Source organism: Aeromonas sp. (genome assembly GCF_050252055.1).
Taxonomy (GTDB): domain Bacteria; phylum Pseudomonadota; class Gammaproteobacteria; order Enterobacterales; family Aeromonadaceae; genus Aeromonas; species Aeromonas caviae.
The window spans coordinates 812,894-830,616 of sequence record NZ_JBFWLQ010000001.1; the positions used below are offsets into that span (position 1 = coordinate 812,894).

General features: G+C 61.5%; 17 protein-coding genes and 3 tRNA genes. 12 read left to right on the forward strand and 8 right to left on the reverse strand.

The window, feature by feature from the left end; genetic code table 11:
- The first annotated feature begins 64 nt into the window (after positions 1-64).
- From msbA to AB7E19_RS03700, 10 genes are all read left to right on the forward strand, one after another.
- Positions 65-1,834, forward strand: a complete 1,770-nt coding sequence (msbA, locus tag AB7E19_RS03655) for a lipid A ABC transporter ATP-binding protein/permease MsbA (RefSeq protein WP_042014329.1) — start codon at positions 65-67, stop codon at positions 1,832-1,834.
- Positions 1,834-2,832, forward strand: a complete 999-nt coding sequence (gene lpxK, locus AB7E19_RS03660; RefSeq protein WP_322131660.1) for a tetraacyldisaccharide 4'-kinase — start codon at positions 1,834-1,836, stop codon at positions 2,830-2,832. Before msbA ends, lpxK begins: the two co-directional genes overlap by 1 nt.
- 111 nt (positions 2,833-2,943) lie before the next feature.
- Entirely contained in the window at positions 2,944-3,141 is a 198-nt protein-coding gene (locus tag AB7E19_RS03665) for a Trm112 family protein (RefSeq protein WP_010675233.1), read from the forward strand.
- Positions 3,138-3,899, forward strand: coding sequence for a 3-deoxy-manno-octulosonate cytidylyltransferase (gene kdsB, locus AB7E19_RS03670; protein ID WP_103260399.1), 762 nt, complete (start codon positions 3,138-3,140; stop codon positions 3,897-3,899). Before AB7E19_RS03665 ends, kdsB begins: the two co-directional genes overlap by 4 nt.
- A 210-nt stretch (positions 3,900-4,109) precedes the next feature.
- Positions 4,110-4,754: a UvrY/SirA/GacA family response regulator transcription factor gene (gene uvrY, locus AB7E19_RS03675; RefSeq protein WP_010675231.1), complete on the forward strand. Its 645-nt coding sequence runs from the start codon at positions 4,110-4,112 to the stop codon at positions 4,752-4,754.
- A 110-nt stretch (positions 4,755-4,864) separates the two neighbouring features.
- Positions 4,865-6,718: an excinuclease ABC subunit UvrC gene (gene uvrC, locus AB7E19_RS03680; RefSeq protein WP_161653772.1), complete on the forward strand. Its 1,854-nt coding sequence runs from the start codon at positions 4,865-4,867 to the stop codon at positions 6,716-6,718.
- Positions 6,719-6,931: 213 nt separating this feature from the next.
- Complete coding sequence (gene pgsA / locus AB7E19_RS03685) at positions 6,932-7,486, forward strand: CDP-diacylglycerol--glycerol-3-phosphate 3-phosphatidyltransferase (RefSeq protein ID WP_010675229.1); 555 nt, start codon at positions 6,932-6,934, stop codon at positions 7,484-7,486.
- Positions 7,487-7,665: 179 nt separating this feature from the next.
- Positions 7,666-7,741: transfer RNA gene (locus AB7E19_RS03690), tRNA-Gly, on the forward strand.
- A 34-nt stretch (positions 7,742-7,775) separates the two neighbouring features.
- Positions 7,776-7,849: transfer RNA gene (locus AB7E19_RS03695), tRNA-Cys, on the forward strand.
- A 40-nt stretch (positions 7,850-7,889) separates the two neighbouring features.
- Positions 7,890-7,976 (forward strand) — tRNA-Leu (locus tag AB7E19_RS03700).
- A 190-nt stretch (positions 7,977-8,166) separates the two neighbouring features.
- On the opposite strand, the gene AB7E19_RS03705 is transcribed toward AB7E19_RS03700, so the two are convergent.
- The 7 genes from AB7E19_RS03705 to AB7E19_RS03735 all read right to left on the reverse strand — a co-directional run bounded on the left by AB7E19_RS03705 (position 8,167) and on the right by AB7E19_RS03735 (position 14,134).
- Positions 8,167-9,456: a methyl-accepting chemotaxis protein gene (locus AB7E19_RS03705; RefSeq protein WP_161469689.1), complete on the reverse strand. Its 1,290-nt coding sequence runs from the start codon at positions 9,454-9,456 to the stop codon at positions 8,167-8,169.
- 561 nt (positions 9,457-10,017) lie between these two features.
- Positions 10,018-11,001, reverse strand: coding sequence for an MDR family oxidoreductase (locus AB7E19_RS03710; RefSeq protein ID WP_427934625.1), 984 nt, complete (start codon positions 10,999-11,001; stop codon positions 10,018-10,020).
- 52 nt (positions 11,002-11,053) lie between these two features.
- Complete coding sequence (locus tag AB7E19_RS03715) at positions 11,054-11,689, reverse strand: TetR/AcrR family transcriptional regulator (RefSeq protein ID WP_427934626.1); 636 nt, start codon at positions 11,687-11,689, stop codon at positions 11,054-11,056.
- Positions 11,690-11,843: 154 nt separating this feature from the next.
- Positions 11,844-12,092 (reverse strand): GlsB/YeaQ/YmgE family stress response membrane protein, encoded by a 249-nt coding sequence (locus tag AB7E19_RS03720; protein WP_010675223.1) that lies wholly within the window; start codon positions 12,090-12,092, stop codon positions 11,844-11,846.
- Between the two features lie 128 nt (positions 12,093-12,220).
- The gene (lpxH, locus tag AB7E19_RS03725; RefSeq protein ID WP_103242916.1) at positions 12,221-12,946 is read right to left on the reverse strand and encodes a UDP-2,3-diacylglucosamine diphosphatase; all 726 of its coding nucleotides are present in this window, start codon (positions 12,944-12,946) and stop codon (positions 12,221-12,223) included.
- Positions 12,943-13,647, reverse strand: a complete 705-nt coding sequence (locus AB7E19_RS03730) for a DUF4269 domain-containing protein (protein ID WP_427934627.1) — start codon at positions 13,645-13,647, stop codon at positions 12,943-12,945. The genes lpxH and AB7E19_RS03730 overlap by 4 nt, the downstream gene beginning before the upstream one ends.
- The gene (locus AB7E19_RS03735) at positions 13,637-14,134 is read right to left on the reverse strand and encodes a peptidylprolyl isomerase (protein ID WP_010675220.1); all 498 of its coding nucleotides are present in this window, start codon (positions 14,132-14,134) and stop codon (positions 13,637-13,639) included. The genes AB7E19_RS03730 and AB7E19_RS03735 overlap by 11 nt, the downstream gene beginning before the upstream one ends.
- Positions 14,135-14,325: 191 nt before the next feature.
- Between AB7E19_RS03735 and cysS the strand changes: the two genes are divergently transcribed.
- Positions 14,326-15,702 carry a cysteine--tRNA ligase gene (gene cysS, locus AB7E19_RS03740; protein ID WP_427934628.1) on the forward strand — a complete coding sequence of 459 codons (1,377 nt, stop codon included), beginning with the start codon at positions 14,326-14,328 and terminating at the stop codon, positions 15,700-15,702.
- A 237-nt stretch (positions 15,703-15,939) separates the two neighbouring features.
- Here the strand turns inward: cysS and AB7E19_RS03745 are convergent, their stop codons facing one another.
- Positions 15,940-16,299 (reverse strand): lysozyme inhibitor LprI family protein, encoded by a 360-nt coding sequence (locus tag AB7E19_RS03745; RefSeq protein WP_408785870.1) that lies wholly within the window; start codon positions 16,297-16,299, stop codon positions 15,940-15,942.
- Between the two features lie 95 nt (positions 16,300-16,394).
- Here AB7E19_RS03745 and AB7E19_RS03750 point away from each other — a divergent pair, with 95 nt between their 5' ends.
- Positions 16,395-17,009 carry a hypothetical protein gene (locus AB7E19_RS03750; RefSeq protein WP_427934629.1) on the forward strand — a complete coding sequence of 205 codons (615 nt, stop codon included), beginning with the start codon at positions 16,395-16,397 and terminating at the stop codon, positions 17,007-17,009.
- The last annotated feature ends 714 nt before the right edge of the window (positions 17,010-17,723 follow it).

Genomic DNA, 17,723 nt, shown 5'->3' on the forward strand with positions numbered 1-17,723 from the left:
GCGCTTGGTGTAGCTCCAAGGTTTGGCTAGAATAGCCCGTCATTTCCCTTATTAACGGCTATTCATGCAACAAGAAACCTCACAAGAGAGCTGGACCGTCTTCAAGCGCCTGCTCGGTTATGTCCGGGATCGCAAGCTGGGTCTGGTGGGCGGCATCATTGGCATGCTGGGTTATGCGGCCGTGGATACCACCTTCGTCTACTCCATCAAACCGCTTATCGATCAGGGGCTCAACGGCAACGACAGCAGCGTGCTCAAGTGGATGCCCTTCTTCGTCCTCGGCATCGTGGCTCTGCGCGGCTGCGCCGCCTTCCTCTCCAACTACTGCATGGCCTGGGTCGGCAACCACGTGGTGATGCGCCTGCAGCAGCAGGTGTTCAGCCACCTGATGGCCATGCCCATGAGCTTCTTCGACCGCCAGAACACCGGCAACCTGCTCTCCAAGGTGACCTATGACGCCGGTCAGGTGTCGTCCGCCGCGAGCTCGACCCTGGTCTCCCTGGTGCGGGAAGGGGCCACCGTCATCGGCCTGCTGGGCCTGATGTTCTGGCACTCCTGGCAGTTGTCGGTGATCTTCCTGGTGGTGGGGCCCCTGGTCGGGATCCTCATCAGCATCATCAGCCGACGTTTTCGCAAGATAAGCCGCCACATCCAGCAGGCGGTGGGTGACATCACCACCTCCACCGAGCAGATGCTCAAGGGGCACAAAGAGGTGCTGATGTTCGGGGGCCAGGAGGTGGAGGACAAGCGCTTCTACCAGGTGAGCAACCGGATGCGCCAGCAGACCATGAAGATGGTCGCCGCCGACGCCATCGGCAGCCCCATCGTCCAGATGGTGGCCTCCGTGGCCCTTGCAGTCTTCCTCTATGTCGCCACCATCGACAGCGTCAAGGCGACCCTGACCGCGGGCACCTTCACCGTCATGGTCACCTCCATGATGATGCTGCTCAAGCCGCTGAAAAGCCTGACCGACGTGAACAACCAGTTCCAGCGCGGCATCACCGCCTGCCAGAGCCTGTTCGGTCTGCTGGACTCCACTCCGGAGCAGGACACCGGCACTCGCACCCTGGAACGTGCCCGAGGTGAAATCGAGTTTCGCAACGTCACCTTCACCTACCCGACCAAGGAGACACCGGCGCTGCGCAACATCAGCTTCAAGGTGGAGGCGGGCAAATCGGTGGCCCTGGTGGGTCGTTCCGGCTCCGGCAAGAGCACCATCGCGAGCCTCCTGACCCGCTTCTATGACATCGAAGAGGGGGAAATTCTGCTGGATGGCGTCAACATCCGCGAATACCGCCTGAGCGAGCTGCGCAAGCAGTACGCCCTGGTCTCCCAGCACGTGCACCTCTTCAACGACTCGGTGGCCAACAACATCGCCTACGCGGCGGAAGAGAAGTACAGCCGCGACGAGATCCAGCAGGCGGCCCGCATCGCCCATGCGGACGACTTCGTCAGCAAGATGCCGGAAGGCTATGACACCGTCATCGGCGAGAACGGCGCCTCCCTCTCCGGCGGCCAGCGCCAGCGCATCGCCATCGCCCGCGCCCTGCTGCGGGACTCTCCGGTGTTGCTGCTGGACGAAGCCACCTCGGCCCTGGACACCGAGTCCGAGCGCCACATCCAGGCGGCCATTGACGAGCTGTGCAAGGCGCGCACTTCCCTCGTGATCGCCCACCGCCTCTCCACCATCGAGAAGGCGGACGAGATCCTGGTGATCGACGAGGGACACATCGTCGAGCGCGGCAACCACCAAACCCTGATGGACATGCATGGTACTTATGCCCAGCTGCGGGCCATTCAGTTTGGTAATACAGCCACGGGTAACAAGGGCTGATGCTGGCCAGACTCTGGTACGGGAACAGCCTCTGGCGCTGGGGGCTGGCCCCCTTCGCCCTGCTGTTTGCCCTGATCAGCGGCGTCCGCCGTCTGGGGTATCGCCGGGGCTGGCTCAGCGCCTATCGGGCCACCCTGCCGGTGGTGGTGGTGGGCAATCTCTCGGTGGGGGGCAACGGCAAGACCCCGGTGGTGGTCTGGCTGGTGGAACAACTCCTGGCCCGGGGCTGGCGCCCCGGCGTGGTGAGCCGCGGCTATGGCGGCAAGGCGCCCCATTACCCCTATCGACTGGATGAGAGCAGCACCCCGGCCGAGGCCGGGGATGAGCCCGTGCTCATCGCAAGACGCTGCGGCTGCCCCGTGGCGGTGGCCCCCAGACGGGCCGATGCTGTGCGGTTGCTGGAGCAAAGCGGTGAGGTGGACATCATTGTCACCGACGACGGCCTGCAGCACTATGCCCTGGCCCGTGACATCGAACTGGTGGTGGTGGACGGTGCGCGCCGCTTTGGCAATGGCTGTCTGCTGCCCATGGGGCCGCTGCGCGAGCCCACGACCCGCCTCAAGCGGGTGGACGCCATCATCTGCAACGGCGGCGAACCCGCCCGTGGCGAGTACGCCATGCGCCTGGTGCCGGATACCCTGCGCCGGGTGTGCGACGATGCGCCTCTCACGGCCCCCCTCTCGGGGCCGGTGGATGCCCTGGCGGGCATCGGCCATCCCCCCCGTTTCTTCGCCACCCTGACCGCCCTTGGTTACGAGCTGGTGCAGAGCGTCGGCTACGGGGATCACCAGGCGTTCGACGCCGCCGAGTTGCTGGCCCGCTTCGGCCAGCGCCCCTTGCTGATGACCGAGAAGGATGCGGTCAAGTGCCGCCCCTTCGCCCCGGACAACTGGTGGTATCTGCCGGTCAGCGCCGAGCTGCCCGATGCCCTGGGGGAGGCGCTGCTGCGCACCCTGGGCCCGCAGCCCGGAAGAAGGGACGGGCACCAGGCGCCCTGACGGGCGCCACCGGATTGGAACAGACGGCCAGCGCCCGGACTCGGGGGCTGGCCCTGCACATTGACATGCCAGGCAAGATCGCCTGTGGGAAATCGTTAAAGGAGTTTCGTTGTGGCACTGGATATTAAACTGCTCGACATCATCGCCTGCCCGGTCTGCAAGGGGAAACTGCACTATCAAGCGCACGCCGAGGGCCCTCAGGAGCTCATCTGCCGCTTCGACAGACTGGCCTATCCCCTGGAGGAGGGGATCCCGGTGCTGCTGGAGAACCGGGCCCGTCACCTGGCGCTGGAAGAGCTGAAGCCATGAGTTTCGTCGTCGTCATTCCTGCCCGTTACGCCTCCACCCGGCTGCCGGGCAAGCCGCTGGCCGACATTCACGGCAAGCCCATGGTGCAGCACGTGGTGGAGAAGGCCCTGCAATCGGGCGCCGATCGGGTGATCGTCGCCACCGATGACGAGCGGGTGCAGCAGGCTCTGGCTCCCTTTGCCGCCGCTGCCGGGTTCGAGGTGTGCATGACCTCACCGGATCACCAGTCCGGCACCGAGCGTCTGGCCGAGGTGTGCCGTCACTACGGCTTTGCCGCCGACACCATCATCGTCAACGTGCAGGGGGACGAGCCCCTCATTCCCCCCGTCATCATCCGCCAGGTGGCGGACAACCTGGCCGCGGCCAGCGCGCCCATGGCGACGCTGTCGGTGCCGATCAGGGATGCCGAAGAGGCGTTCAATCCCAATGCCGTCAAGGTGGTGACCGACCGGGAGGGGTATGCCCTCTATTTCAGTCGCGCCAGCATCCCCTGGGATCGGGACCGCTTTACCCAAAGCCGCGAGCAGATTGGCGATCACTACCAGCGCCACATCGGCATCTACGCCTATCGCGCAGGCTTCATCCAGCGTTACGTGGACTGGGCACCGAGCGTGCTCGAGCAGGTCGAAGCCCTGGAGCAGCTGCGGGTGCTCTGGTACGGGGAGAAGATCCACGTGGCCCAGGCGCTGCAAGCCCCGCCGGTGGGGGTGGACACCCAGGCCGATCTCGACAAGGTGCGAGCGCTGCTGGCCGGTTGAGGCTGGCGGAACGGCTTTGATGCAACACGGCGCCCCAGGGCGCCGTTTTTTAATTGATTCTTTGTATAATAATTTGATTTAAAACGGATTTTACGAGCAATTTCAAACTTTTCCCGCCCATGGTTTGCCAAATCATCGAGTTTGGTTATGATGCAAGACGCCGTGTTAACCCTAACTGGCATATAACGAGATAAAAAACGGGGTGTTTGGGTGATTAATGTATTCCTGGTCGATGATCATGAGTTGGTGCGTACAGGGATAAGACGCATTTTGGAAGACGTCCGCGGGATCAAGGTGGTGGGCGAGGCGCAGAGCGGGGAAACCGCGGTGGCCTTCTGTCGGCAACATCACCCCGATGTGATCCTGATGGACATGAACATGCCGGGCATCGGCGGTCTGGAAGCGACCCGCAAGATCCTGCGGATCCGCCCCGATGTACGCATCATAGTGCTGACCATTCATTCAGAAAATCCGTTCCCCACCAAGGTGATGCAGGCGGGCGCCGCCGGGTACCTCACCAAGGGGGCCGCGCCGGACGAGATGATCCACGCCATTCGCCTGGTTCACTCCGGTCAGCGCTACATCTCCCCGGAGATCGCCCAGCAGATGGCCCTGAGCCAGTTCGCCTCCGCCGACGAGAACCCCTTCAAGTCCCTCTCCGAGCGGGAGCTGCAGATCATGATGATGATCACCAAGGGGCAGAAGGTGACCGACATCTCCGAGCAGCTCAACCTGAGCCCGAAGACGGTCAACAGCTACCGCTACCGCCTGTTCAGCAAGCTGGGGATCAACGGTGACGTGGAGCTGACCCATCTGGCCATTCGTTATGGCATGCTGGATGCCGATACCCTGTAACGGGGGCGTGTGGACACCAAAGGCGGCACCGGCCGCCTTTTGCTTTTTGCAGGCTGTGGGCAGTATGCTCTCCCCGTCTTTTTGCATTCATCCGTTGAGTCGAGTTGCCGATGACCCTCTCTCCCGAGCCCCATTTTGACAGCAAGGCATTTCTGAGCGCCGTCACCCACCAGAGCGGTGTCTATCGCATGTACGACAGCGGCGGCACCGTCATCTACGTGGGCAAGGCCAAGGATCTCAAGAAACGGCTCGCCTCCTACTTTCGGGCCAATGTCGACAGCATCAAGACCCGCACCCTGGTGCGCCAGATTGCCGATGTGCAGGTAACGGTCACCCACACCGAGACCGAGGCGCTGATCCTCGAGCACAACCTCATCAAGCAGTACCAGCCCCGCTACAACGTGCTGCTGCGGGATGACAAGTCCTACCCCTGGATCATCATCACCGACCATCGGCACCCGCGCATCGGCGTCCATCGCGGCGCCCGCAAGGTGAAGGGGGAGTATTTCGGCCCTTACCCCTCCGGCGGCGCGGTACGCGAGAGCCTGCACCTGATGCAGAAGATCTTCCCGGTGCGCCAGTGCGAGGATGCCGTCTATGCCAACCGTACCCGCCCCTGCCTGCTCTACCAGCTCAAGCGCTGCGCCGGCCCCTGTGTGGCGGGGCTGGTGAGCGAGGCCGAGTATGCCCAGCAGGTGGCGCTGGCCAAGCTGTTCCTCGCGGGCAAGAACCAGCAGGTGATCGGCGAACTGGTGGGCAAGATGGAGTCCGCCAGCGGCGATCTGCGCTTCGAGGAGGCGGCCCGCTACCGGGATCAGATCCAGGCGCTGCGCCGGGTCACCGAGCAGCAGTCGGTGAGCGGCAACGTGCTGGACGAGCTCGACGTGGTGGGGGTGGCCTTCGAGCAGGGGACCGCCTGCATCCACGTGCTCTTCATCCGCCAGGGCAAGGTGCTGGGATCGCGCAGCTACTTCCCGAAAGTGCCGGCCGATACCCCGCTTGACGAGGTGGTGCAATCCTTCCTGCTGCAGTTCTATCTGTCGGGGCAGGGGGGACGGCAGATCCCGAGCGAGGTGCTGCTGGACGTGGCGCTTGAGGATGAGAGCGTCATCGCCGACACCCTGAGCCAGACCGCCGGCTACAAGGTGCGGGTGGTGAGCCGGACGCGCAGCGAACGGGCCCGCTTCATCAAGCTTGCCTCCATCAACGCCCAGACTGCGCTGCGCTCGCGCCTCGCCCACAAGAGCACCATCACCGCCCGTTACGATCAGCTGGAGGAGCTGCTGGAGCTCGAGAGCCCCATCGCCCGCATGGAGTGCTTCGATATCTCCCACACCATGGGGGAGCGCACCGTGGCCTCCTGCGTGGTGTTCAACCGGGAGGGGCCGCTCTCCTCGGAATACCGCCGCTTCAACATCGACGGTATCACCGGCGGGGATGACTACGCCGCCATGGAGCAGGCGCTGGAGCGCCGCTTTGGCAAGCAGCAGGAGCCGGACAAGGTGCCGGATGTGCTGTTTATCGACGGCGGTCTCGGCCAGTTGCGCCGCGCGGAGGAGATCCTGGCGCGCCAGTTGGAGTTTCTCGGCGGCAAATACCCGCTGCTGGTGGGCATCGCCAAGGGGGTGACCCGCAAGGCGGGGTTGGAAACCCTGATCCTGGGGGACAGCCACGAAGAGCTGCATTTGCCGGCGGACATGCCCGCCTTGCACCTCATCCAGCACATTCGCGATGAATCCCATCGCTTTGCCATCACGGGCCACCGGGCCAGGCGCGCCAAGGCGCGCACCACCAGTACCCTGGAGGACATTCCCGGGGTGGGGCCGAAACGGCGACAGGCGCTGCTCAAATACCTGGGTGGCTTGCAGGAGGTGAAAAAAGCCGGGGTGGACGAGCTCGCCAAGGTGCCCGGCATCAGCCAGGAGCTGGCCCAGTCCATTCACGACGCATTGCACTCGCTCTAGCGCTGCCTTTGGTGTGAAGGAGGTCACGCCAGGGGGCATCAGGGCGTGCCGCCTGCGCACAAGAGCCGTGACGCAGGGGGCTCCCAAATGCCATAATGACCGGCATCCTGAGGTTATTGATGGATTAATGGACCAAGGAGGGCGCCAGTTCGGTTGCATCCGCGATCGGCTTGGGGCTACCATGTAGCGGCATACAAGAAGTGGCTGAAAATAATGACAAATATTCCTAACCTGCTGACGTTCTTTCGGATTTTGCTCATCCCCGTCTTCGTCATCCTGTTCTACCTTCCCTATCAGTGGTCCTACATGGCGGCGGCCATCGTCTTTATCCTGGCGGCCGCAACCGACTGGTTTGACGGCTATCTTGCCCGCAAGCTGAACCAGTCCACCGCCTTTGGCGCCTTCCTCGATCCGGTGGCCGACAAGATCATGGTGGCGGCGGCCCTGGTGGTCATCGTCGAGCACTACAACACCGTCTGGGTCACCATCCCCGCCATGACCATGATTGGCCGGGAGATCATCATCTCCGCCCTGCGTGAATGGATGGCCGAGCTTGGCAAGCGCTCCTCGGTGGCGGTCAGCTGGATTGGCAAATGGAAGACCATGATCCAGATGGTGTCGCTCACCGGCCTCATCTGGCAATACGACATCTGGATGGTGTGGCTCGCCTATGTGCTGCTCTACGTGGCCACCGTGCTCACCTTCTGGTCCATGTTCCAGTACATGAAGGCCGCCTGGGGCGATCTGAGCTACCACTCCCGGTTCTAGTCCAAACGGGAAGATGGCCGTTTCTCTGCCACTGGCGCCGAGAAACGGCCATGAGCTGCAAAAGTGTGGGAAAAGGGTAAAAAACACCCGAACGATCAGCGTATTAAATGTTTTTGGTTGACTGGGCTGGGAACATCGCTAGAATGCGTTCTCACAGTCAGGCAGTCAGCCAGACCGATGCGGGAATAGCTCAGTTGGTAGAGCACGACCTTGCCAAGGTCGGGGTCGCGAGTTCGAGTCTCGTTTCCCGCTCCAAATTCAGACAATAGAGAGTTCCTCTCTTTTGCATGGCGCGTTAGCAAAGCGGTTATGCAGCGGATTGCAAATCCGTTTAGTCCGGTTCGACTCCGGAACGTGCCTCCATATTGACAAGCCCGCCCGCGGACTTGATACCGATTGCGGTGCCTGAGTGGTGAAATCGGTAGACACAAGGGATTTAAAATCCCTCGACGTTCGCGTCGTGCCGGTTCGATTCCGGCCTCAGGCACCATTAAAATCAAAGAGTTACTAAGGCCACTAGCAATAGTGGCCTTTTTGTTTCTAGTCAATTGACTGCCAGAATGGCAGCGACCTGAAGAGCCGGTTCATCTCTTGAATCTGCACGTGCCAAGCTGCGACCCCTGGTGTGAACATCAAAGAGCCTGCTCGATGGCAGGCTCCTGAGTGCTTCCCAGATTTATCTAGAGTTCCGAGATGATGGTCGATACCTCTTCTGCTCCGTGTCTTATCTCCTCCATCACTTTTGCAACGTCATCGATCTGCTTTTGCCCGTGGATGGCGCCGTCTGCCGCGGACTGGATCTGCTCACTGACCTGCCTGGTGAGTTGCTGATTCTGGCTGACGACATTGGCTATTTCGTTGGTCGATAGGGAGGTTCTTGCCGCCAGTTGACGAACTTCATCGGCCACGACGGCAAAGCCTCTGCCTTGTTCGCCGGCTCTCGCCGCTTCGATGGCGGCATTGAGCGCGAGCAGGTTGGTCTGGTCTGCAATGCTGCTGATGGTGGATACGATGGCGGTGATATTCTGGGATTGAGCGTGAAGCTTGCTCATCAAGGTGCTGGCATGTTCCATCTGCCTGACAATATTGTCCGAAGTGGAGACGACGGTGGTCAACATGTCCTCTCCTTTGATGGCGGAGGATTTGGTTGTGACAGATGTTTCATTTGCCACCTTGGCCACATGTTGTACGGCCTGATCTTTGCTGATCTGCGGGGTGATATTGGAAGCAAACTTGATGACCTTGATCACCTTGCCATGGCTGCCCCGCACAGCGTTGTAGGTTGCCTCCAACCAGACTTCATGGCCTTTTTTATCAAATCGCTGAAAGCGCCCCGATTTGAACGTACCCTGAGCCAGCTCCTGCCAGAAATCGGGATGTTCCCGGTAAAACAGCTCATCACAAAACATGCGATGTTGATGGCCTTTAATTTCATCGAGTCGATAGCCCATGGTATCAAGGAAATTACGGTTGGCGGAAATAACAACACCAGTTGGTTCAAACTCGATGACGGCGAGGGAGCGATCCAACGCCTCAAATATTGCTTTTTGAGTCATGAGCAGATCATGTTGCACCGTCACATCTGACGCTATTTTGATGATCTTGATTATTTTTCCGCCCTGGCTGACGGGGAAATAGGTGGCTTCCAGCCATATTTCCTTGCCTTGTTTGCCAACCCGGTGGAAGGTGCCATGCTGGCTGTGCCCATTTGCCAGATCTCGCCAGAATTCCCGATAGGAGGGAGAGTCGGTATCTTCTTTCATGCAGAACATGGCGTGATGCTGCTGCACGATCTCATTGAGGGAGTAGCCGACGGAATGAAGAAAAAGCGGGCTGGCATCGAGAATATAACCATCGGTGGTGAATTCAATCATGGGAAGATGATCGTGCATGGCATGATCCAGAGCCTCGCTTTTCAAGGCCCTCTCTCGTTCTGCTGCCAGCTCTTTTTTAAGTTTCGAGTCGAACATAAGCACACTCCAGCCAAGAAAATAGAATCATCCGACATCTCTTCGTTGACGAACTCTTCACACTTTCTGGGTATGAAGCGTCGTTTTGAGTGTAATGCACCCCTGTCATTTGATTCGGGCTTTTCCATACAAAAAACAGGTTTAATACAAGGTTATGCGCCCTTTTTATATGCGGTGATAAATAAAACGTATTCCTATTCTGAATTATTTGTTCGATGCATCGATTGTTTAACGGGGGTCTGTCAGTGGGCAAGACAATGGTTCGCAGTCGTGGGCGAACAGGGCCTCATTTCGGCGAATACGGGTATCCAGGGCAGGGGCTTGTCGATGAGGCGTGACGGTTGTCTGCATCGATGGGGGATGGGGCGCAGCGGGAAGGTGCTGCCTATAGAGATGTCTCGGTCCCTCTGTCCGGGAAACCTGCACTTGAGTGTTTGAACGCATCTGTTGTCCATTGTCATGGACGATGGGAAGGGGGGGTGACGTTCCGTGTGGCTGCGAAATGCCCTGGAGAGGCTCGCCTGACTTGGTCAGGCGAGCCGGCTCATATCGCGTCAGTCATCACCCCTGGACATTGACCAGGATCCGGCCGCGCACCTGGCCTGCCAGGAAGGCATCCCCCAGGGTCACGACCTGGGAGAGGGGCACTTCCCGGGTGAGGAGATGGAGGCGGGTCAGGTCGAGATCCTCGGCCAGTCGGGCCCAGGCCTGCTGGCGCAGCGGGCGCGGTGCCATCACGCTGTCGATGCCATAGAGGGTAACGCCGCGCAGGATGAAGGGCATGACGGTGGAGGGGAAGTCCATCCCTCCCGCCAGACCGCAGGCGGCCACGGCGCCGCCGTAGCGGGTAGTGGCGCAGGCATTGGCCAGGGTGTGGCTGCCGACGGTGTCGATGACGCCGGCCCAGCGTTCCTTGCCCAGCGGGCGTCCCGGTGTGGCCAGTTCGGCGCGATCGATCACCTCGGCGGCGCCGAGGGACGTCAGATAGTCGGCCTCGTGCAGCCGCCCGGTGGCGGCCACGACCCGATAGCCCAGCTTGGCCAGGAGGGTGATCGCCACGCTGCCCACACCGCCGTTGGCGCCCGTCACCAGAATGTCACCGTCACCGGGGGTGATGCCGTGCTTCTCCAACGCCATCACGCAGAGCATGGCGGTGTACCCTGCGGTGCCGATGGCCATGGCGTCCCGGGGCTGGAAGCGCTCAGGCAGGGCGACCAGCCAGTCGCCCCGGACCCGTGCCCGCTCTGCCAGCCCGCCACTGTGGGTCTCGCCCACGCCCCATCCGTTGAGCACCACCTTGTCGCCGGGGTGCCAGTCGGGATGCTGGCTCTCCAGCACGGTACCGGCAAAGTCGATGCCGGGGATCAGAGGGAAGCGGCGTACCACAGGGGAGGCACCGGTGAGGGCCAGGCCATCCTTGTAGTTGAGGGAAGACCACTGTACCGCCACGGTCACATCCCCGGCAGGCAATATCTCCTCGGAGAGGCTCTGGTAGCTGGCGCGATAACCCGCCTCGTCTTTCTCGATCAGAATACCGTTGAACATCTTGTCTACTCCCATTAATTGGACTGACTGACTATTAATCTTCGTAAAAAACCTATTTGGCCAAGGTCATGAAAAAGCGGAGAAAAGAGAGCATGGGCTCGGTATCGCCCACCAGTCGTGCGCGCAGTACGGCCCCTTCCCAGCCGATCCAGAACTGATGGGCGAGGGCAGGGCAGTCACAATCAGGGGGCAGCTCCCCCGCCGTCACCGCATCCCTCAGGCAGCGGGCGAGCAGTGCCTCCCAGTCGAGGAGGATCTGCTCGAGGCGCAGGCGCAGATCGGGGGGCAGTTGCACCACCTCCTGACCCAGGTTGCCCACAAGGCAGCCCCGCTGGAACGCATAACGGGTCATGCCCCGGCAGGCGCTGTCGACGAAGGCGACAAGACGGGCCAGGGGGGGCAGGCTCTCATCCTCCAGATAGCGCGTCAGCTTGCGGCAGAAGTAATGGTGATAGGCATCCATGACCGCCAGGGTGAAGTCGTGCTTGGTGGCGAAGTAGTGATAGAAGGAGCCCTTGGGGATCCCGGTCGACTGCAACACCCGCTCGATGGAGGTGGCGGCGATGCCCTGTTCGGTCAGCAGCTCCATGCCCCGGCGGATCAACAGATCCCGGGTGTCGGCATAGGTGTGCCCGTGCTGGGCAGGGCGGCCGCGAGGGCGGCGGGGCAGAGCGTCGCTGGTTGGCATGGGGGTTATTAGACGCCTCAACTAGAAATGATGCAAGCCCGGGCCGGGCTAAGGCACGGGGGATGAGAGCGGGTGGTCTTGGCAAGATGGAGCCAGCGGGGCAGAAAACAGCGAGGGCGCCACTGGCGCCCTCGCATCGATGGGTGGCTGGGTCTCAACTGCGCAGCTTGTTGTAGACAAACAGCACGATCAGGGCGCCAACGGTGGCGATGATGATGCTCGGCAGGTTGAAGCCGGTGACCGTTCCCATCCCGAGCAGGGTGCTGACATAGCCCCCCACCATGGCACCGACCACCCCCAGGATCACTGTCATGAAGAAACCGCCGCCATCCTTGCCCGGCATGATCCATTTAGCCAAGATGCCGACGATCAGCCCCAGTACCACCCAAGTAAGAAATCCCATGGTCATCTCCTCGTTATGTGCAGAGAACCAGAGTATATGCAGGGATCCTGCTTGTATCCCGCCACAGCACGGCGTGAGTCAGAAATGGTCATATGAGACTCGCTCATGACCATGGCAGGCAGAGGGCCTCAGCCGAGCGCGCGGGTGTCGAGGCGCTGCCCGGCGGGGGAGCACACCAGCACCGACCCCTGCTCGAACCAGTCCCCCAGCACGATGCGCCGCGCCGCACGTCCATCCAGGGTGAAGTCGTGGATGGCGGGCCTGTGAGTGTGGCCGTGGATCATCAGGCGGCAGCCGTGCTGGCGCAGCATCTCGTCTACCGCCTCCGGAGTCACGTCCATGATGATCTGGCTCTTGTGGGCATTCTCCATCTGGCTCTGGCCGCGCATCTTGTGGGCGATGGCCTGGCGGCGCGAGAGCGGCAGGCGCAGGAAGAGCCAGCGCAGCCACTTCTGTTGGGTGATGCGGCGAAACTTCTGGTAGCCCTCGTCCCGGGTGCAGAGCAGATCCCCGTGGCTCAGCAGCACCCGCTCGCCGTACAGCTCGATGACGCAGGGGTCGCCGAGCAGGGTCATGCCGGCCCGTTTGGCAAACTGGCGCCCCAAGAGGAAGTCGCGGTTGCCGTGAATGAAATAGAGGGGCACCCCTTGCTGGCTCAGGGCGAGAAAGGCATCGGCCACCTCGCGGTGGAGCGGGTTGGGGTCGTCGTCCCCAATCCAGAATTCGAACAGATCCCCCAGCACATAGAGGGCGTCGGCACCGGGCGCGTCTTCGGCCAGAAAGCGCACCAGGGCCGCCGTCATGTCGGGCCTGCCTTGGCTGAGGTGAATGTCACTGATAAAGAGGGTGCTCATGAGTTCCTGGGCATCATGGTAAGAGAGTCCCGCCTGGGGGGCGGACAAGGCCTGTGACCTTGCTCGTCGAGCGGGTGGGGGAGGGAAGGGCAGCAGAGCCCCGCAAGGTTGACGCCCTCCAGGGTCAGCAACGCCTCGTAAGGGTCGCCGGACAGACCCAGCAGGCGGCACATGGCCGCTTCCCCCTTGAGCCCTTCATCAAAACGCAGGCGCAGCACCTCCCGGTGGAAGGGGGCGCCAAAGCGCTCAAGCAGGACGGCCATCAGGCTGAGGTGGCGCCAGCCATGACACATCTCGAGGGGATCAGGGGTGAGGTAGAGCTCGACTGGCCAGCACTGGTCATCTGGCCCGTGGCGTTGCTGCTCGGCGATCCAGACCTGTTCGCCCTTGCTTCGCACCTGCCAGCCTTGTGCGGCCAGTGTCGCGGCAAGGAAGGCCGGGTCCGGATGCTGGCAGAGGATGTCGAGATCGCTGCCGGGCCTATCCAGCCCGATGGCGATCGTGCTCACCAGGGCCAGATCGTTGCACAGGGGGCCAAGCTCATCCCACAGGCCGCCGCTCAGCAGGGCGTGGGCCGAGCGCTGACGCTCGTTGCCCTGGGCCAGATAGTCGAGGCGGCGCCAGTTGGGGGCGGCAGATGGAAAAACTGCGGCCGGGGCCGCAGTTGTGTCAGAGCCTGGCCGGCAGGGATTACTCGGCAAGGGTCACCTTGGTGATGACGACGTCTTCGGTCGGAACGTCCTGGTGCATGCGGCCGTAGTTGCCGGTCTTCACGCCCTTGATCTTGTTGACCACGTCCATGCCGGCGGTCACTTCACCGAACACGCAGTAGCCGAAGCCCTGGGTGGTGGCGGACTTGAAGTCCAGGAAGTCGTTGTTGTTCACGTTGATGAAGAACTGGGCGCTGGCGGAGTGCGGCTCCATGGTGCGGGCCATGGCGATGGTGCCGACCTTGTTGGACAGACCGTTGGCCGCCTCGTTCTTGATGGGAGCGCGGGTCTCTTTCTCTTCAAAGCCCGGGGCATAGCCGCCACCCTGGATCATGAAGCCGTCGATGACGCGGTGGAAGATGGTGTTGTCGTAGTGACCGTCACGGCAGTATTGCAGGAAGTTGGCCACGGTCTCCGGGGCTTTTTCCGCGTTCAGGGTCAGGGTGATGTCGCCGTGGTTGGTGTGCAGAGTAACCATGAGTTGTCCTTTCATTTTGACGCGGGCAGCAAGGTGCCCGCAGGTGTATGGCATAAAGTGGTGGCAATTCTAGCCCATCAAGGCCCTGCGGCATAGATGGCAGGGGGGAGAGGGGGCTTTTTCTGCCTCGTTTTCTATACCGGATGCGGTTAGAATGGCAGGCCATTTTACTCACAGGCAGTGGTCATAAGATGCTGAAGATATACAACACACTCACTCGTCAAAAAGAAGAATTCAAACCTATCCACCCGGGCAAGGTGGGCATGTATGTGTGTGGCGTCACTATCTATGATCACTGTCATATCGGCCATGGCCGTACCTTCGTCGCCTTCGACGTCGTCGCTCGCTACCTGCGTTATGCAGGATACGACCTCACCTATGTGCGCAACGTCACCGACGTGGACGACAAGATCATCAAGCGCGCCGCCGAAACGCACGTGACCTGTGACGATCTCACCGAGCGCCTCATCGGCGACATGCACCAGGATTTCGACGCCCTCGGCATGGTGCGCCCGGACATCGAACCCCGCGCCACCCAGCACATCGGCGAGATCATCGCCCTGGTTGAAACCCTGCTGGAAAAAGGGCACGCCTACGTGGCGGACAACGGCGATGTGATGTTCATCGTCGAGTCCTACGCCGACTACGGCAAGCTCTCCGGCCAGGATCTGGAGCAGCTGCAGGCCGGTGCCCGGGTCGACGTGGTGGATGCCAAGCGCAACCCGCTCGACTTCGTGCTGTGGAAGATGTCCAAGCCCGGCGAACCGACCTGGGACAGCCCCTGGGGCCCGGGTCGCCCTGGCTGGCACATCGAGTGCTCCGCCATGAACTCCAAGCACCTTGGCAACCATTTCGACATCCACGGCGGCGGCTCCGATCTGCAGTTCCCCCACCACGAGAACGAGATTGCCCAGTCCTGCTGCGCCCACGGCGGCGACTACGTCAACACCTGGATGCACAGCGGCATGGTGATGGTGGATAAAGAGAAGATGTCCAAATCCCTTGGCAATTTCTTCACCATCCGTGATGTGCTGGCCCACTACGACGCCGAAACCGTCCGTTACTTCCTGATGTCTGGCCACTACCGCAGCCAGCTCAACTACTCGGAAGATAACTTGAAGCAAGCCCGCGCCGCCCTGGAGCGCATGTACACCGCCCTGCGCGATCTGCCGGCGGCGGCCGCCGCCGGTGGTGACGAGCAGGTGGCTCGCTTCGTTGATGCCATGGACGACGACTTCAACACCCCGGAAGCCTACTCCGCCCTGTTCGACCTGGTGCGCGAGATCAACCGCCAGAAGGGTGAAGACATCGCTGTCGCCGCTGGCCTCGGTGCCCGTCTGCGGGAACTGGGCGCCGTGCTCGGCATCCTGCAACAAGACCCCGAGGCTTTCCTCAAGGGTGACGAAGCAGACGAAGAGGTTACCGAGATCGAGCGCCTGATCGCCGAGCGCAATCAGGCACGCGCCGACAAGAACTGGGCCGCGGCGGATGCCGCCCGCAACCGTCTCACCGAGATGGGTATCGTGCTGGAAGACAGCGCCGGCAAGACCAGCTGGCGCCGTGCCTAAGGCCGGTTGTCCTGTTGGTGCCTGGTGCCAACAGGTTGAGCCAATAAAAAAACCGCAGCCCTTGGGCTGCGGTTTTTGTTTGTAGCCTGCCGAAGCCTCGACATCCTTCGGTCTGATCCCCTCGCCCCTTGGGGGAGAGGGTCAGGGTGAGGGGGCTCGCATCATTACTCACCGGAGTGCCTGCAAGCCGTCTGTTGCTTGCCCCCAGTTCCTACCTGATCTGGTTGGCTCCTCTGATCATGGCTGGTCTGGCAGTGTGTTCAGGTATTTGGTGCGCGCCTCGGTCAACTGGGTGAGACAACTGCTGTGGACCATGGGCGCCATTGATCCCCCTTCATAGACGCCGGCCTCGTAACGGCACTGGGCATCGCGAAAGGCGATCCAGGCCCGTTGCGCAGTTCTCAGCCTCTCCAGCTGTGCCTTCTCCAGGGAGGCAACCCGCTTTTTATAGGCGGCATTGAGCTTGGCATCGGCTCGCTGGTAATCCTGAAACGCACAGATGTTCATGTCGGTTTGTGTCACCGGCGCAGTACAATCCTGTTCGGCCTGAACGGCAGTGGTTGCCAGCAAGAGCAACAGGGCGGGATAGGGTCTCAAGAGGCAGTTCCTTTGTGGTAGGGAGAGGGCCAATATACGGCATAAACCGGCCCGATGGCGGCTCTGTTTTTCAAGAATAACAAGGAGATGACGTCATGAAGTTGAACTGGAGGCCGTTTCTGGCCCTGCCTCTGCTGGCGTCCGGGCTGTCTGTGGCCGCCACTGCCCCCGATATGCAGGCCCAAGTACGGGCCAAGGTGGCCGAGTTTCTGGTCTGGGAGCGCCAAGTCAAACCGAGCGGCCTCTATCAGAGCGATCTCGGCGGCGCACTGCCAGGCATCGTCTCCCCCGAGCTGCTCTGCCTGCTTAATGCTGCCTCCAAGGCGCGGGAGATAGCCACTCGCGAAGCCCCGGACGAGAAGCCCCCCTTCGTCGAGGGCAACCCCTTCCTGCCCAACGCCTGGGATAACCTGCTGGGCTCGGAGATCCTCTCGTCGCGCATCATCGCCGGCAGCCGGGATCGCAGCGAGGTCAAGGTGCGCTTCACCTTTGGCGAGCCGGGCACCCCGCTCGACACCCCCAGCGGCACCTACCGTTTTGTCAGCACCTATCTGGTGAAGGAGGGGCTGCAAGGCGCCCGCATCACCGATATCGACGCTGGCGGCAGCTGTGATTTCTGCCAATCCGGCAGCCTGCGCGCCGCCCTCTATGAGACGCTCACCGCCTATCCCGCCGCAGGAGGAGTGCTGTGCAAGGGGTTGGGGAAATAGGGCTTTGGCTTGGGCCAAAGCGTGTTTGGGGAATAGAAATAAAAACTGCAGCTCAAGGCTGCGGTTTTTGTTTGTGGTTTGCCGAAGCCTCGGCATCCTTCGCTCAGATCCCCTCTCCCCTTGCGGGAGAGGGCCAGGGTGAGGGGGAGCTAACGTCATTCCCCGGCGAAATGCCAGCCAACGCTTGGATGGCATGGCTTTGCCATGCAGGACACGAGGGCGCTGCCCTCGACAGGGTTTCGCCCGCCCTTCGGGCTGGGGCGAGTGACTTTGGAAAGACCCAAAGTCACCAAAGGTCTTCTCCCCCGGCAAACCACCCGCTTCGCGGGTTCCCTCGTCTCGTCCAACGGGTCGGACGGAGCGCCGCAGACTGCACATCCCTGTGCCGGCTGCGGCTGCGCTATCATCCCTGATGGCGCTCCTGACCCGTTGAACTCGACTCGGCGGTTTGCAGGGGGAACCAATACCGTGCCCGCCCGTGGCTTTAGTGTTCATGTCGGGCGCATATCCCGCCGAAGGGGAGAGCAGTGTAAGAGGTTGGCTAAATCGAAATCAGGTATAAAAAAACCGTAGCCCAAGGACTACGGTTTGTATGGAGATGGTATTCACCTGACAGTTGCCCACAAAAGGGAGTGGTCATACGGCTTCAAACCGGATAACAAAACGGTACCCCTACCGTGTTATCCGGAGTCACCGTATGACCACCAACGAGAA